This is a genomic window from Microbacterium aurantiacum (assembly GCF_040532595.1).
Classification (GTDB): Bacteria; Actinomycetota; Actinomycetes; order Actinomycetales; family Microbacteriaceae; genus Microbacterium; species Microbacterium chocolatum_B.
The window spans coordinates 1,134,743-1,150,727 of the sequence record NZ_JBEVYX010000001.1; the positions used below are offsets into that span (position 1 = coordinate 1,134,743).

The following is a 15,985-nucleotide window of genomic DNA, read 5'->3' on the forward strand; positions in this document are numbered from 1 at the left end:
GAGCCCATGACGAACTGGAGCATCCAGCCGTCGGGGGTCGCCGAAGTTCTCCAGTCCGTCAACCCGCACGCCGAGGCGCTCGGGACGGCGTTGGCTGAGCTCGCGCCGGCCCTCGAGATCGCCGTGACGGCGACGCAGTCCCCCGCCATCTCCGAGGCGGTGCAGTCCTACTTCCAGCAGGAGGAGGCGCCCCGGATCCAGGCGATGAACGCGCGCATCGGTGCGGCCGCGAACGGCGTCGTCACCGCGACGCAGGCGTACGTGACCGGAGACCTGGAGATGGCCGCGAACGCGCAGTCGGCCAGTGTCGCCGCGATCTTCCCACCCTCGCTCCCGCGGGGGGTGATGTGATGGCGACCGCGATCAACCCCGAAGCCATCCCCGGCGCCGATCTCAACCCCGACACGATCGACGAGCAGGCCACCGTGGTGGCGTCCGTCGCGTCTCGGGTGCGGGAAAACGGCTCGGACGTGCACCTGAAGTGGCAGGGCATGGCGGGGGTGTACTCCGCTCCCGAGTCGGGACGCCTCCTCGGGCTCATGCAGCCGGTCTCGTCCCAGGCGACGGCCGTCGGCGACAACCTCGACGTCGTCGCCGGAGCGTTGAAGCGCTTCGCCGCCGACATCCGTCCGATCAAGGCGGAGCTGGATTCCCTGCGTGCCCAGGCGGTCGCGTTCAACGCGGAGATCGCCGGCGGCGTGAGCGTGCGGGAGGTGAACCCTGCGTGGATCAACTCCCAGTCGAGCTACGGGGGCGCGGCCTCCTACTCGTACTCGTCGTCGTCGCTCGGCGGCGGTTCGACGTCGACCGCCGACATCCCGCAGTACCGCACGGTCAGCAAGGAATGGCACGAGGTCCAGTCCTACGTCGACCGCAACAACGACCTGATCGGTCAGGTCAACGCGCAGCAGACGGCCCTCTGGGAGGCCGAGCGCGTGTGCGCGAACACGATCCGCGCGCTCTACGGCGCCGCGGGTCTGCGCGCGTACCAGTCCGAGGACGACGCGCTCGGCTACGGACTGTCGGAGATCCCCGAGGGCACCGAGATGCCGTGGGGCGCCGAGGTGGAGCGCACCGAAGGCTGCGGCGAGGCCACCGCGAAGTTCGTCTTCAAGGACTTCCTGTGGGAGGGCATCGCCGTCGGCGGCGTGTGGGGGACGATCGAGGGCCTCGGCACTCTCGTCCTCGGCTACAACCCCGAGACGGGCGACTGGTTCTCCGGCGACGCCTACGGGGCCGCGTGGGGCAATCTCGGCATGCTCGGCGCCGCCGGGCTCATGAACAGCGGGCTGCTCGCGCCCGTCTTCCAGGCCGACTCCCTCGCCCAGTCGATGGGCGGCGACGGATTCCTGCCGCAGGAAGTGCGTGATTTCAAGGCGGATGCCGACGAGGTCGCCGTCAACACCGGCAAGGCGCTCATCGCGTGGGACAAGTGGGCCGATGACCCCGGCACCGCGCTCGGCGAGAGCGTCTTCAACGTCGGCACGATCCTGATCCCCGGCGGCGCCGCCGTCGCCGGCGTCAAGACGGCCGGAACCGCGGCATCCGTGCTGTCGAAGATGTCGCGCGCCGTCGACGTCATCGATCCCGGCGCGTGGGCCGTGAACGGCGCGACGCGCCTCGGCTCGCTCGGACTCGGCAGCCTCGACAACCTCATCGGCAAGGTCGACGGCTTCGAGTCGCCGAACATCGAGGTCTACACCGCCACGGACGCCGCCTCCGGGATGCGCCTCCTCGACGACTTCGGGGTCGACCCGAACACCGTCACCGCGCGCGTGGACAGTGCCGGCAACAACGTGCTCGACTTCCCCGGCGGGAAGATCGAGATGCCCGCGGGGACCTTCGACAACGCCGCGGGCGGCGCAGTGCGCGCCGGCGACGGCGGGGCGGAGACCTCGGTAGCCGCCCCCGTCCGCGAACCCGAGCTCGTCACCTCGGGCGGAGTTCGTGGCGAGACGACCCCCGGCGCGGTGAACTCCATCGTCGACGACGCCCCCGTCCGCACCGAGACCGGCGGCACCGGTGGTTCCGGCGGCGAGTCCACGGTCGTCCGCGAGCCCGACACCGCCACGAGCGGCGACGCGTCCGGCGGCGAGGGTTCGGGTGGATCCGGTGGTTCCGGTGCAGAGGGCTCCGACCTCCCCACCGGAGGACCGGACGATGTTCCCCCTCCGGGTGGGAACGGTGGCGACCCCGCTCCCGCCGCGGCGGGAGACGAGGGCGGATGGCGAAGCTCCGAGGGGGCGGACCTCAGCCTCGACCCGGCGCAGCGCGCCGCCGTCGATGAGTACCTCGCCGGATCCCGCGCCGCCGAGCCGCGCATCACGGCCGACATGCAGGCCGTTCAGGATCTGCACCCCGAAGCGCGGATGGAAGGCCTCGAGTACCGCCTCAAGGGCGACGAGTCGATGTACCGGAAGGTGGCCACCGAACTCGACCAGATGGCACCGGGTGCGCCGGCCGGCCCGGTCGTCGGCGGGATGAAGGACAGCATCCGCTACACCTTCGTCGTCGCCGAGGAGTCTTATACCGCCGGCGTGAACGGCATCATCGGCGACCTCTCCGCGCGCGGCTACGAGCCCGTCGGGGCGCTGAAGAACACCTGGGGCTCCGACGGATACCAGGGCATCAACAGCAACTGGGTGGACCCGCAGAGCGGCCGCATCATCGAGGTGCAGTTCCACACGGACGCGAGCCTCGCCGCGAAGATGGATGCGCACGGGCTGTACGAGCAGTCCCGACTCCCGGGGGTCGACAGCGAGACCCTTGCGCAGCTCAACGCGGAGCAGGCGGACATCTTCGGACGCGTGGATCGCCCCGACGGGGCCACCGACATCGACTGGCCGGCGCCGAGCCGCGGGGTCGGCATCGACGACCACGCGTTCTTCACCGGAGCCCTCGACGACCAGGGCTGGTCGACGGCCGAGGCGAACACGATTCGACGGACCCCCCTCAGCGATCTGACCGACGCGCAGGCGGAGGGTATCCACCAGTTGCGTGAGTCCGTCCCTCCCGTCACACCGGGAACTCCGATGTCGAAGGTGATCCCCATCGACGACATCGACAAGTACATCGGCGGGGAGTACTCCCAGCTGGGCGGGTTCATGACGCGCGCCGGCGACTACGACGGAGGGAGTCGCTCCCTCGCCGAGGTCGTCGATGAGCTTCGCCTCGACTACACCGACAGTCCGTTCACGCGCCCGGACGCGGACCGGTTCGCGGTCATCGACTTCGAGGCGGGGGCCGGGGTGTCCTTCGACGTCCCGTACGGACCGCGCCTCGGCGGTGACCACGATTGGCCCGCTCCCTTCACGGGCAACGGGTTCACGGCTGCCGGGAGCGATGTGATGGTTCCTGAGTTCGTTTCCTCCGGACGCTTCACTCCGCCCGAAGGTGCGGTGATCTCTGTCGTGGAGAATGGCTCCAAGACCCCGGTCGCGGTCTACACGAACGGTGAGTTCCGGCGAATCGGAGGGGCGCAGTGACGAGCGGATTGCGGCGTGACGGCCTGTACGGGCGTCTGGATGGGGTCCTGTACGCGGCCAATCGCGACACCCGGGGGGAACTCGTGGTGACCTCCGACGATCCGGCGACCCTCGAGCGCGGGTTCGAGGACCGCTACGGCGTCGGGACGTACACCCGCGCGGTCATTCCGGGCGAGCTCGACGAGCTGTTCTCGGTCTCCCACGAGGGGACCTATCGCGGGGCTGAGGTCTCGATGGCCGTCAACGCGCGGGGGCGGGTGCTGGTCGGGACCTCCCGCGCCGACCTCGCCGAAACGCTCGACCTCCCGCGGGTCGACAAGGGCTGGTGGGAGCGCGAGATCGATCCCGAGAACCCGGATCTGGTCATCCGCGAGGTTCTCGAGCAGCATCCGGTCGGCGGGACGGAGAACAGTGCACACTCCGATGCCGGCCTCGACCCCGACCGCTACTTCGCACAGTTCGGCCCCGACCGCATACCGAACGGGATGTTGCGCCGCCACTTCACGCCGGCCGGTTTCGAAGACCAGGTCCTCCGGGATGTCGACTCGTGGGCTCCCGATCGCCACGCCAGCGTGCAGGCCGCGATCATCAACGCCCTCGAATCACCCCTGGAAGAGATCACCGCCGACCAGGCCCGCGAATTCGAGCAGATGGTGGCGCAGCGGAGCTACCGGCCGTTCTCCTCCTGACCCGCAGCCTCCTCTCGCGCGGGCCGCGCTTTCCGAGAGATTTGGACACTTTGTCCACATATCGGGATGCCGCGCCCAAACCGAGCGGCCCCGCCCCCTAGGCTGAGGGCACACTGCCGAAGGGGGACTCGTGCTGCTGCCGTTCCTGATCGTGGGCGGGATCGGTCTGGCCGTCCTGCTCATCTCGCTGATCGTCGGCGACATCTTCGACCACTTCGAGATCGGCGAGGGCGCGATCTCCGGCACCGCGCTCGGCATCGCCGCCGTCGTCTTCGGCGCCGCCGGGGTCTTCACCTCGCAGTCCGGCCTCGACACCATCTGGGCCTACGTGCTCGCCGCCGTCTTCGCGATCGCCGCCTACGTGCTCGCCCTCGTCGTCGTCAAGCGCCTGACCAAGACCTCCGACGGCGCGCCCCTCAGCGCGATCGGCCTCACCGGCGTCTCGACCTCGCCGATCTCCGCCGCGGGCGGCGAGGTCAGCCTCGACGGTCCCGGCGAGATCGAGCGACGCCTCGCGTACTCCGACGAGCCGATCGCCGAGGGTCTGCGCATCCGCGTCATCGCCCACAGCGGCACGCGGGTCAAAGTCATCCCCGAGTAGATGCCCTCGGGTACCACCCTGTCGTCCCCACTCCCCACCTCCGAGAGGACCCCATGTTGGACCCGCTCCTGATCCAGGTCATCGCGATCATCGCCCTCGTCGTCGCGGCGCTGGCGCTCCTGATCTTCATCGCCCGCCGCATCCGTCGCGTGCCTCCGAACGAAGCCCTCGTCATCGTGGGCCGTGGCGCCGGCCGCGCCGCCCCCGGCGAGAGCGTCGGCCAGCGCGTCGTCATCGGCGGCCGCACCTTCGTCTGGCCGATCCTGCAGCAGGGCTTCTCGATCTCGCTCGAGCAGCGCCAGATCGGCATCACGGTCGAAGGTGTCGACAAGAACCGCATCAAGATCGCCATCAAGGCGTCGATCAACTTCAAGGTCTCCGGCACCGAGGAGGGCGTGCGCCGCGCCGCGCAGCGATTCCTCTCGCAGCAGGGGACGCTGACCGACATCATCCGCGAATCGCTCGAGGGCTCGCTCCGCTCCATCGTCGGCGACATGACGATCGAGCAGATCATCTCCGACCGCAAGAGCCTGTCCGACCGCGTCGTTGCAGAGACGAAGGCCGATCTCGTCGAGCAGGGCCTCCAGGTCGACCTCCTCAACATCAGCGACATCTCCACGCCCGGCAGCGACTACCTCGCCAACCTCGGTCGCGCCGAGGCCGCGCGGGCGCGCCAGGTCGCCGAGGTCAGCGAGGCCGAGGCCTCCCGCGCCTCCGAATTCGCCCGCATCGAGGCGCAGGAGCAGATCGCCGAGCGCCAGAAGGCCCTCTCGCTCCGCCAGGCCTCGATCAAGGCCGAGACCGACCGCGCGAACGCCGAAGCCGACGCCGCGGGTCTGTTCACCAAGGCCGAGCAGGATCGCCTGGTCGCCCAGCAGGAGCGCGAGGCGCTGGTCGAGCAGGCTCTCGTCACCCAGGAGCGCCTCGACATCGAGATCCGCAAGCCCGCCGAGGCCGAGGCGTACGCCGAGGTGCAGCGAGCGACCGCGCAGCGCGACGCGGCCAACGCCGCCACCGAGGCCGACGCGTTCAAGCGCACCAAGATCGCCGAGGCCAACAAGGTCGCCGCCGTTCAGGATGCCGAGGCCGCCGCCACGGCCGTGCGCCTGTCGGGTGAAGCCGACCGCGACCGCCAGGTCGCCCTCGCCGCCGGTATCGCCGCCGAGGGCGAGGCGCGCGCCGCCGCGACCCGCGCGGAGGGTGTCGCCGAGGCCGACGCGACCGACGCCAAGGCCGAGGCGCTCAAGAAGTACGGCGAAGCCGCCCTCGCACAGGAGATCATCTCGCGCCTGCCCGAGATCGTCCGCGCCGCGGCCGAGCCGATCGCCTCGATCGACACCCTCACGGTGGTCTCCACCGACGGAGCGTCGGAGATGACCAAGACCGTGGGCAAGGTCCTCGGTGAAGGCACCGAAGTCGTCAAGGGCCTGACCGGCCTCGACCTGTCGACGCTCCTCCAGGGGATCGCCGCACGGTCCACGGCGGGCGCCGGAGCGGGATCCGCCCCGAGCGGAGGTTCGACCCCGGCATCCTGAGCCGACGACGCGGGCGGTGTCCACGTCCCCCATATGGGGGACAGGGCGCCGCCCGCGGTCTGGGTTAGCCTGGATCGGCCGTGGAAACCGGCCTCCGACCGGCGATTTCCCCCTGATATGACGACACTTCCGAACGCTCCGATCCCCGAGGTCGATCCGCTCGTCGGCACCGCCCCCGCGCGGCCGCTGTCACGGGTCGCCGCGGCGACGATCGACATCGCCCTCGTTCTGGTGCTCGCAGCCGCGGCGGTCATCGCCCTCGCCGCCGGAGTCGCCCTGCTCGGCGGCATCCTCGTCGTGGCGACCGCGCTCGTTGCGGGTGCGCTCGTGCGGAGCCTCTCCCGCGCCGGCCGCACACCCGGCCACGCGGCGATGGGGACGCGCACCGTCCGCCGCTCGACCGGGGCCGCCACCGGCCGCGCCCTCCTCCCCGCCCTCGCGCGACGCGACCTCGACACGTTCGACCTCCGCCGCGGGCGTGACCCGTTCGCCCCGGCGCTGGCGCCCTTCGCGTTCCCCGATCGCGCCGCCCTCCCCCCCGCACGGCCGGCCCGCGGCCGGGTCCCGGTCATCGAGCTCGATTCGGGCCAGCGGGTCTCGCTCGCCTCCGCCCTCGTGCTCGGACGGAACCCGTCGGCGCCGGTCGACGCGCCCGCCGAGGTCTACCAGTGGCCCGACCTGTCGCGGAGCCTGTCGAAGTCGCACGCGCGCCTCGAATGGGATGGACGCCGCGTGTGGGTCACCGACCTCGGCTCGACCAACGGCACGTTCCTGCGCACCGACGCCGGCTCCCAGCCCTTCCTCGCCTTCCAGCGCACCCCGGTCCCCGCCGATGCGACCCTCGAACTCGGAGACCGCGAGCTCTCCGTCCGGACGGAGAGCTGACATGGGCCCCTCCTTCGCACCCCATCCCCTCGAGGACGGCGCCGGTCCCGGCTGGTCGGCGACCGAGACCCGCGCGCCCGTCATCGCGCTGACCGCGGGGATGAGCGACTACCTGCACCGCGTCACCGGCGCCGGCGCCCGCGCCATCGTCATCTCCGGCCCGCACAGCCGCATGACCCCGGCCCTCGCGGATGCCCTCGCCGGCGTCCGCGGGCATTGGGTCATCCGCACGGCGGAGGATGCCGCCGCGATCGCCTACGACGCGCGCACCGGGCGCCGCCTCGCGCAGATCACCGACGTGCTGTCGGCGACGACGCCGCTCGCGGCATCCGATCTCCATCCCGTGTTCCTGCGCGCCCCCATCGCGAGCCGCCTGCAGCTGGTGGCGACGATCTCCACGCGCCACCGGGTGTCGCGGCCCGTGCGGCTCGGCGGCGTCGTCGAGGCGGCCACGGAGACGCTCGTCGACGGCGCACCGTCAGCCTGGGGTCCGACCGAGCCCCTCGTGGCCGCGTGGGACCGCGACGACCTCACCGAACGCACGCGTCGACGGATGCCGACAGAGAGCCGCTGGGCGGTGAGAGCGTCAGCCGACCTTGCGCTGCTGTCGACCCTGCAGGTCGCCCGCACCTCCGAGGGCCTGGAGGAGACCACCCGCGTGTGGGCGGAGCTCGGCGGCCCGGGCGACGGGAGGACCGCGGATGCCGCCCTCTTCGCCCGGCGCCTCCTCGCGCGCGCCGCCGATGTCGGGATGCCGCTCCTCGGCATCGCCTTCGCCACGATCGGCGCCCCCGACCTCACCGTGCGACCGCTGACACCCGCCACCCCCGAACCGCTCGCGCTCCTCGTCGGCCCGCCCGGCATCCGCGCGCTCGGAGTGGACGCGGCGTCCTGGGTCGCGCAGCACGGCGGCACGGTCGTCGGCAGCCCCCGCATCCCGGGCGCCCTCGTCCCCCTCGGCTCGGTCGACGGCGGCGGCTGGACGCGCCTGACGGAGCTGCTCGGCACCCTCGACGGCACGCGCCTGTCCGCGCTCCTCGGTGTGGCACCGGAGGTCTCCGCGGCGCTTCGGACCGCCGACGCGGACGCCGCCGCCTCCTCGGCGGCCACGCCTTCCTCACCTCGGCCCGGAAGCGAGGCCTGATGCCCGATCAACGTGACACGGTCCTCATCGAGCAGGCCAAGATCGAGCGGATGCGGCTCGGTGCGGCCCTGCTCTACGGTCACATCGGCGAGCGCCGCACCGTCAACGACCACCTGAAGCGCCTGATCGGCTCGCTCATCGTCGCGGCCGTCGCCTGCGCGGTGTGCGTCGGGGTGTCCTTCGTCGTGCAGCTCCTCGCCGACCGCGCCGAGGCGAGCACCGCCCCGGCCGCGGCATCCGTCATTGTCGTCCTCGCGGAAGAGACCTCATGAGCATCTACACCCGCCTCACCGTCGCCGGCGCCATCCGTCGCAGCGAGGTCGTCGTCGCCAGCCGCGAGCCCCTCGGGGCGGCCGTGCCGCGCCTGCTCGACCTGCTCGGCGAGACGTCGGGGACCGTGTCGCGTCCGCTCACGCTCGTCACCCCGGACGGCGAGCAGCTGGACATCGGCCTCTCGCCCGAGCAGCTCGACCTCGTCGACGGCACCCTGGTGCGCCTCGTGCGGCTGGATGCCGCGCCGCCGCCCCCGGTCGTCATCGACGTGACCGACGCCGCCGCCGACGCCCACGACGCCCGCCCCGACCGATGGGACGACCGCGCCCGCATGATCGCCGGCGGCACCGGGATCGCGCTCGCGTTCGCCGCGGCGGGCCTGCTCGCACCGTTCACCGAACCGGGGGTCGCCGTGGCGACCGTGCTCGCGGCAGTCGTGGTGCTGCTCGGCACCGCGGTCGGTCTCGGGCTCCTCGGCCTCCGCCGCGTGTCGGCGTGCGTCGGAGCCGCCGCCGCGGGTCTCGTCCTGCCCCTCGCCGTCGCGTCGTCGAGCGCCGCGCTGGCCGCCGGGGCTGATCCGGGCGCAGCCCTCCTGCTCGCAGCATCCGTCGCCGTCGCCGCCGGGGGCACCGCCGTCCTCCTCGGGCGGGGCGTGGCCCTGCGCGCGCCCGGTGCCGCCGCGGGCGGCGCATGGGGCGCGGTGCTGGCGAGCATCCTCCTCGGGATGCTGATGGCCGGGGTCGCTCCGGCCCCCGCCGCGGCGATCGCCGGCACCCTCGCCGCCTTCGCCACCGGACCGCTCCCCTGGATCGCGCTGTCGGCCGCGGGACTCACCGACCTCGACCGCCGCGTCGCGCGCGGTGAGCGCCTGGACCGCCCGCGGGCCTTCGCCTCGATCGACGACGCGTATGCCGCTCTGACCTGGAGCGTTGCGGGCGTCGCCGCGCTCCTCGCAATCACCGGCACAGCCCTCGTCCTCGCCGACGAGCTGTGGAGCGGTCTGCTCGCCCTGGCCTTCGCGCTCATCGCGGCGCTCCGCTCGCGCGCCTTCCCCCTCCGGATGCAGGGCTGGGCGCTGTGGGCGGCCGTCGCCGCGATCGCGCTCACCGCGCTGCTGACGCAGCTGGTGGGCGAGCGATCCTGGCTCGGGGTGGCCGCGGCCGCGGCCGGCGCTGTCCTCGTCGCCGTCGCGACCCTCGTCGCCCCGCGCGAGCACACCCGCGCGCGCCTCCGCGGCTTCGGCAACGCCCTCGAGACCCTCGCGGTCGTCTCGCTCCTCCCGCTCCTCGTCGGCGCGCTCGGGATCTACCCCGAACTCCTCGGCATGTTCGGCGGCGGATCGTGAGCCTCGACGTCCGCGCCCTTCCCGCCGCCCTGTTCGGCAGCGCCGCCGCCGAACGCGCCCGCGTGACCGGCTGGCACCGGGCGATCGCCACCGAGCTTCCCACCACCCGACGGATCGGGTTCCTCTCGCTCGCTCCCGGAACCGGCTCGAGCACCCTCGCCCACCGGGTCACCGGCATCCTCGCTGCCCGCCGCAGCGAACCGGTGCTCGCGATCGATCTCTCCTCCGGCGCGCGCTCGCTCGGCGCCCGGCTCGGAGCCGAGCCCACGTCGCCCGACGACACCCGCGCGGGAGCCCGCACGAGCGACGACGCCCGGACCGGCCTCCCCTCCGGAGACGGCTGGTTCGCCGTCCGTCCGGCTCCGCACGACGCGACGGATGCCGAAGAACCCGCCGCCGCCGAGAGCTGGCTGTCGGAGGTCGCGCCGATCGCCCGCTTCTTCGAGGTCACCGTCACCGACTTCGGGGTGCGGCATCCGCTCGTCGATCTCGCCACGTGCGCGGCGCTCTGCGACGTGGTCTGTCTCGTCGCAGACGCCGGTCGGACAGCCACCGAGCTCGCCCGCGCTGTGGCGCCCGCCATCGTGTCGCTCCCCGAGCACCCGGACGTCGTCCTCGCCCTCGTCGATCACGCCCGCGCCGGTGACGCGGTGGCCCGCGCCGTCGACGGCGACCCCGCCGTCACCGTCGCGATCCCCTTCGACGGCGGACTCCAGGCGGATGCCGTGCCCCGCACGCGGGCGGCGGAGCGCGCACTCCTGCGCCTGACGGCCACCCTCATGGCGACATCCGGAGCGGAGGTGGCGGCATGAGCGTCCACGTCGTCCACCGCCCCGCGCGCATCACCGAGCCCGTCGAGGCACCCGCCGACATCACCCTCGCACCGCCGCCGCCCATCGGCGAGGGATCGACGGGGTTTCCGATCCAGTCGCTGCTGCCGGTCGTGGGGAGCCTGTCGTCGATCACGATGATCGTGCTGCTGCGCAACAACCCCATCATGGTCGTGGTCGGCGCGGTCATCCTCGTCGTCGCCCTCGTCGGCGGAGTCGGCATGGCGTTCAGCGCGCGCGGCAACGCCGCCCGCCAGCGCCGCGTCCAGCGCGAGCGCTACCTCGACTACCTCGAAGAGCTGCGCGCCGACGTCCGCGAGACCGCCGACGCCCACCGGGAGGCCACGCGGCGCCTGCACCCCGACCCGGCGACGCTGGTGGAGATCGCCGCGAATCCCGCCCGGCGGTGGGAGCGGCGGCCGAGCGACGCGGACTTCCTCCACGTGCGCCTCGGCACCGGCGACCTCCGCGCGGTCGACGTTCTCCTCCCGCCGGAGCAGAACCCCGTGCAGCCGTTCGATCCGGTCATGAAGAGTGCCGCCGAGCGGGTCGTCCGCCTCGCCGGCATCGCGCAGGGCACCCCCGCGGTGCTCGACTTCGAGCGCGGCGGACACGTCTCGCTCATCGGCGAGCGCGCGCAGACCCTGCCGGTGTGTCGGGCCCTTGCCGCGCAGATCGCTGCCCTCCACTCCCCCGACGACGTCCACCTCGCCCTCGTCGTGCCCGAGGAGCGTCTCGGCGACTGGCGCGGCTTCGATCTCCTCCCGCACCTCGCGGGGGCCGAGCCCGCCCCGGGCGCCGTCGCCGCCCGCCGGGTCGCCCCGACCGTCGACGACCTGCTCGCCCTCATCGGCGGGGAGCTCCGCGACCGCAGCGCGACCGCCGCCGCGGCCCGTCGCGCGGGGCGACGCACCAAGCCCGGCCGCCTCATCGTGTTCATCGACGAGGGCACCGAGGCCGCCCGCGCGCTCCCGCCGCTGGACGCCGTCCTCGACCTCTCCGCCCTCGGGATCACCGTCGTCCACGTCGTCGACGACCGCCTCAAGGAGCCCTCCACCGTCACCGCGCGCGTCACCGTCACGGGCGGCGTCGCCGAGGGCGACGGGGACGTCGGGGCTGTTGCAGGGGCTGGTACCGGGGCTGTGGAGGCCGTACCCGTCGAGGCCGTGATCGAGACACCGGGGAGCGGCGAACCGGCGGTCACCGGCATCCGTCCCGATCCGGTGGATGCCGCCCTCCTCGAGGTGATCGCCCGTCCCCTCGCCGGTCTCCGCCTCACCCGCACGAGCGCCGTCGACGCGCAGGGCGCCCTCGCGCCGGATGTCACCGAGCTCCTCGGCATGGACGACGTCGAGAACATCGACCTCCGCGAGGCGTGGCGCCCGCGCTCGGCCGCGGACTTCCTCCGCGTGCCGATCGGCGTGGACGACCGCGGCGGTCCGGTGCTGCTCGACCTCAAGGAGTCCGCGCAGCTCGGCATGGGACCGCACGGCATCTGCATCGGCGCGACCGGGTCGGGCAAGAGCGAGCTGCTGCGGACGCTCGTGCTGGGTCTCGCCCTCACGCACTCCCCCGACGACCTCGCGATGATCCTCGTCGACTACAAGGGCGGTGCGGCGTTCGCCCCGTTCGCCCATCTGCCGCACGTCGCCGGTCTCATCGACAACCTCGCGGACGACCCGCAGCTGACCGAGCGGGCGCGCGAGAGCATCCAGGGCGAGGTGGTGCGGCGCCAGCGTCTGCTGAAGGAGGCCGGGAACGCGGCATCCATCGGGCATTATCGCGAGCTGCGCCGTGAGCGGCGCGACCTGCCCGCCCTGCCGCACCTCTTCCTCGTCATCGACGAGTTCGGCGAGCTGCTGACGGCGGAACCCGACTTCGTCGAACTGCTGCTCACGATCGGACGCATCGGCCGCTCGATCGGCGTGCACCTGCTGCTGTCGAGCCAGCGGATCGAGGGCGGGCGCCTGCGCGGCCTCGACACCTACCTGTCGTACCGCATCGGGCTCCGCACCTTCTCGGAGGCGGAGTCGGCGGTCGTCCTCGACACCCCCGACGCGTTCCACCTGCCCGCGATCCCCGGCTTCGGCTACCTCAAGGTCGACACGTCGGTCTACACCCGCTTCCGCGCCGGGTACGTCTCGGGCCCCGTCCCCGAGCGGCGCGAGGACGTCCGGCCCGACGACGCGCCCCCGCCGGTGCGCGAGCTGCCGCCCTACGACCTCGTCGCAGAGACGACCGAGGACGACGCGGATGCCGCGCCCGGCCCCGCCGCACCGACGACCGGTCGCACCCTCGTCCAGGCCGCGACCTCACGGCTCTCGCGCGGTGTCGCGCGCACGATGCCGGTCTGGCTGCCGCCGCTTCCGCCGGTGCTGACCCTCGGCGGGGTCCTGCCGAGCGCCGAGCAGCACGCGGTCGGCGACCTCCGCGCACCGATGGGGCTCCTCGACGACCCGACGCGTCAGCGGCAGGCGCCGTGGATGCTCGACCTCACCCGCTCGGGCGGACACGTCTCGATCACCGGTGCCCCCCAGTCGGGCCGATCGACGTTCCTGCGCACCCTCGCGGCATCCCTCGCCTTCTCGCACTCGCCGCGCGAAGTCAGCATCTACGGCATGGACCTCACCGGCGGCGGGCTCAGTCGCATCGAGCCCTTCCCGCACGTCGGCGGCGTCGCGACGCGCGGACACCGCGAGCGGCTCACCCGACTGCTCGAGGAGCTCACGGCGATGCTCGCCACGCGCGAGCAGGTGTTCCGCGAGCAGGGACTCGACTCCCTCGCCGACCTCCGCCGTCAGCACGCCGCGGGGCGGATCCCGCAGCTGCCGAGCGCCGATGTGGTCCTCCTCGTCGACGGACTCGGCGCCCTGCGCACCGACTTCGAAGACCTCGAGCCGGCGCTGTCGGAGCTGCTCGAGCGGGGCGGCAGCTTCGGCATCCATGTCGTGGTCACCCTCTCGCGGTGGAACGAGCTGCGGATGAACCTGCAGAGCCTGATCGGCACCCGCCTGGAACTGAAGCTCAACGACCCCGCCGACTCGCAGATCGCGCGGAAGCTCTCGGCGACGCTCCGGGCCGACGAGCCCGGCCGCGTGCTCACCGACGACAAGCTGTTCGCGCAGATCGCACTGCCGCTGCTCGAAGAGGTCGACGACGCCGACGTGGGCGAAGCCCTCGAGGCGATCGCCCGCGACGCCGCCGCGCGCTGGGGCGGCCCGGGTGCGGCGCCGATCCGTCTGCTGCCCGACGACCTCGCGCCGGATGAACTGCCGGATCCACTCGACGAGCCCGACGAGATCCCGCTGGGTCTGCGGCAGGACACGATGCAGCCGGTGACGCTCGACCTCGTCACGCGCGACCCGCACCTGCTCGTCCTCGGCGACAGCCGGTGCGGCAAGACGACGGTGCTGCGCGGCATCATCCAGGGCGCCATCGACCGGCACTCCCCGGAAGAGCTCGTCATCGCGCTCATGGACGCCCGCGGCGATCTCGTCGGCGACATCCCCGACGCCTACCTCGGCGGCCACGCGACCAGCGGACGCCAGGCGCGGCAGCTCGCCGAGTCGATCGCGGTCGAGCTCGACAAGCGCGCCGGGAACCGGGATGCCGCGGGCCCGCGCATCCTCGTCGTCGCCGACGACTTCGACATCCTCGCCGCCGGCGGGGCCGAGCCGCTGCGGCCGCTGCTGGCCTCGCTCGCGTCGGCGAGAGATCTGCGCCTGAACGTCGTCGTGGCGCGGCCGGTGGCCGGGGCATCCCGTGCGATGTTCGACCTCGCCCTGCAGTCGGTGCGCGACACCGGCGGAACGGCGCTGGTCATGTCGGGAGACCGCTCGGAAGGGCAGCTGCTGCCGAAGCTCTACGCGGAGCCGATGATCGCCGGACGCGGGCGCCTCGCGCGCCGCGGCGAGCGCCCCGCTCTCGTGCAGATCGCGCACTTCGCGCCCGTCGAGGTCGACGGCGCGGTGGAGGGGATGGCTGCGGCCGGGGTGGGAGTTGCGGTGGAGCCCGCAGCGGCGGTTCCCGTTTCGGCGGAGTCCGCCGCACCGGGCCCCGTTTCGGCGGAGCCCGCGGCACCGCAGCCCGCTGTACCGTCCGTCGCGCCGGCGCCGGTGATCACCGATGTGCCGGATTCCGCACCGGACGACGACCCGCCGACGCGACGCCGAAGGAGACGCGATGCCCCGTAGCAGTGTGGTGCTGAGCCCGAGCGCGCTCGGCGCCGACGAGATCGAGGCCGCGGCGCGGCGGGTGTGGGAGCTGGCGGGGGCGACCGCGACGCTGAACCTGCGCGAGATCGACGACGGCGCGGCGCTGCAGGTGCGGGGCGGCGAGGCGGTGGTGCTCACCGTCCTGCGGCCGCGACTCCTGCCGACGCTCGACGAGGTCGGGCGTCTCCTCCCCGGGGTGGCCGACCTGCCGTCCGAGACCCGGTTCTGGTCGGATGCGTACACCCCGTGGGAACCCGAAGGCGCGATCGGGGTGGCGATCCTCGACGCCGCGGTGTCGGCATCCGGCGCCCGCGTCGTGCACCACGGCCTCCGCTGACCCGCCGTCGCCGCTCTTCGGCTCGCCCCCGTACCGAACTCCTCCCTTTCCCGCGCGAACAGGCCGAAACCGCTGGTTCCGGCGCGCACCAGCCCTGATCAGAGGAGTTGCGCACGCCCCGTAGCCTCCCTCGCCGTCGCCCAGCGGCGCGCGCGTCTACCCGCGCGCCCCGTACCGAACTCCTCCGATCCGCACCTGAAACGGCCCGAGCACCCCGATCCGGGCCTCACGCGCACGGATCAGAGGAGTTGCGCACACCCGCCATCGCCCTCAGCCACCGCCGTCACCCCGGGTGTCACCACAGCACGCGACACCCGGCGGCGGAAGGCCCTCAGGCCGGGTCGGAATCGCGGCCCTCGGCCGCCGCACGCGCCTCGGCCTCGCGCAGCTCGCGGAGCTTCGTCCACGGGACGAAGCAGATCCACGCGATCGAGGCGATGGACATTCCCATGATGATCGACGCGACATCCATACCCCGACGGTAGGGCGACTCGCACCGCGTCGCCTCCCTCGGAAGGCGGAGATCCGGCGTCCGTCCGCGCTGCCCCGTACCGAACTCCTCAGATCCGGCACCGCACATGCCGAAACTCCCCCGGATCCTGCCGCTGCGGGCCAGATTGGAGGAGTTCGGTACGGGACGGCGTGCG

13 protein-coding genes are annotated in these 15,985 nt (G+C 72.9%); 12 read left to right on the plus strand and 1 reads right to left on the minus strand.

The window, feature by feature from the left end; genetic code table 11:
• Positions 1-6 precede the first annotated feature (6 nt).
• The 12 genes from ABXJ56_RS05395 to ABXJ56_RS05450 all read left to right on the plus strand — a co-directional run bounded on the left by ABXJ56_RS05395 (position 7) and on the right by ABXJ56_RS05450 (position 15,338).
• Entirely contained in the window at positions 7-351 is a 345-nt protein-coding gene (locus tag ABXJ56_RS05395; RefSeq protein WP_353998689.1) for a DUF6507 family protein, read from the plus strand.
• Complete coding sequence (locus tag ABXJ56_RS05400) at positions 351-3,485, plus strand: hypothetical protein (protein ID WP_353998690.1); 3,135 nt, start codon at positions 351-353, stop codon at positions 3,483-3,485. Before ABXJ56_RS05395 ends, ABXJ56_RS05400 begins: the two co-directional genes overlap by 1 nt.
• Complete coding sequence (locus ABXJ56_RS05405; RefSeq protein WP_353998691.1) at positions 3,482-4,174, plus strand: hypothetical protein; 693 nt, start codon at positions 3,482-3,484, stop codon at positions 4,172-4,174. The genes ABXJ56_RS05400 and ABXJ56_RS05405 overlap by 4 nt, the downstream gene beginning before the upstream one ends.
• A gap of 130 nt (positions 4,175-4,304) precedes the next feature.
• On the plus strand, positions 4,305-4,775 hold the full coding sequence (locus ABXJ56_RS05410) for an NfeD family protein (RefSeq protein WP_353998692.1): 471 nt from the start codon (positions 4,305-4,307) through the stop codon (positions 4,773-4,775).
• A 53-nt stretch (positions 4,776-4,828) separates the two neighbouring features.
• Positions 4,829-6,310, plus strand: a complete 1,482-nt coding sequence (locus tag ABXJ56_RS05415) for a flotillin family protein (protein ID WP_353998693.1) — start codon at positions 4,829-4,831, stop codon at positions 6,308-6,310.
• A 117-nt stretch (positions 6,311-6,427) separates the two neighbouring features.
• On the plus strand, positions 6,428-7,195 hold the full coding sequence (locus ABXJ56_RS05420) for an FHA domain-containing protein (protein WP_353998694.1): 768 nt from the start codon (positions 6,428-6,430) through the stop codon (positions 7,193-7,195).
• A gap of 1 nt (position 7,196) precedes the next feature.
• Positions 7,197-8,339, plus strand: coding sequence for a DUF6177 family protein (locus ABXJ56_RS05425; RefSeq protein WP_353998695.1), 1,143 nt, complete (start codon positions 7,197-7,199; stop codon positions 8,337-8,339).
• A complete protein-coding gene (locus ABXJ56_RS05430) occupies positions 8,339-8,611 on the plus strand; it encodes a hypothetical protein (RefSeq protein ID WP_353998696.1) in 273 nt (90 codons plus the stop codon). Before ABXJ56_RS05425 ends, ABXJ56_RS05430 begins: the two co-directional genes overlap by 1 nt.
• The gene (locus ABXJ56_RS05435) at positions 8,608-9,957 is read left to right on the plus strand and encodes a hypothetical protein (protein ID WP_353998697.1); all 1,350 of its coding nucleotides are present in this window, start codon (positions 8,608-8,610) and stop codon (positions 9,955-9,957) included. The genes ABXJ56_RS05430 and ABXJ56_RS05435 overlap by 4 nt, the downstream gene beginning before the upstream one ends.
• The gene (locus ABXJ56_RS05440) at positions 9,954-10,769 is read left to right on the plus strand and encodes a hypothetical protein (RefSeq protein ID WP_353998698.1); all 816 of its coding nucleotides are present in this window, start codon (positions 9,954-9,956) and stop codon (positions 10,767-10,769) included. Before ABXJ56_RS05435 ends, ABXJ56_RS05440 begins: the two co-directional genes overlap by 4 nt.
• Complete coding sequence (gene eccCa, locus ABXJ56_RS05445; RefSeq protein WP_353998699.1) at positions 10,766-14,980, plus strand: type VII secretion protein EccCa; 4,215 nt, start codon at positions 10,766-10,768, stop codon at positions 14,978-14,980. Before ABXJ56_RS05440 ends, eccCa begins: the two co-directional genes overlap by 4 nt.
• Complete coding sequence (locus tag ABXJ56_RS05450) at positions 14,970-15,338, plus strand: hypothetical protein (RefSeq protein ID WP_353998700.1); 369 nt, start codon at positions 14,970-14,972, stop codon at positions 15,336-15,338. The genes eccCa and ABXJ56_RS05450 overlap by 11 nt, the downstream gene beginning before the upstream one ends.
• Positions 15,339-15,669: 331 nt before the next feature.
• Here ABXJ56_RS05450 and ABXJ56_RS05455 read toward each other — a convergent pair whose 3' ends face one another.
• Entirely contained in the window at positions 15,670-15,810 is a 141-nt protein-coding gene (locus ABXJ56_RS05455; RefSeq protein WP_353998701.1) for a hypothetical protein, read from the minus strand.
• Positions 15,811-15,985 lie beyond the last annotated feature (175 nt).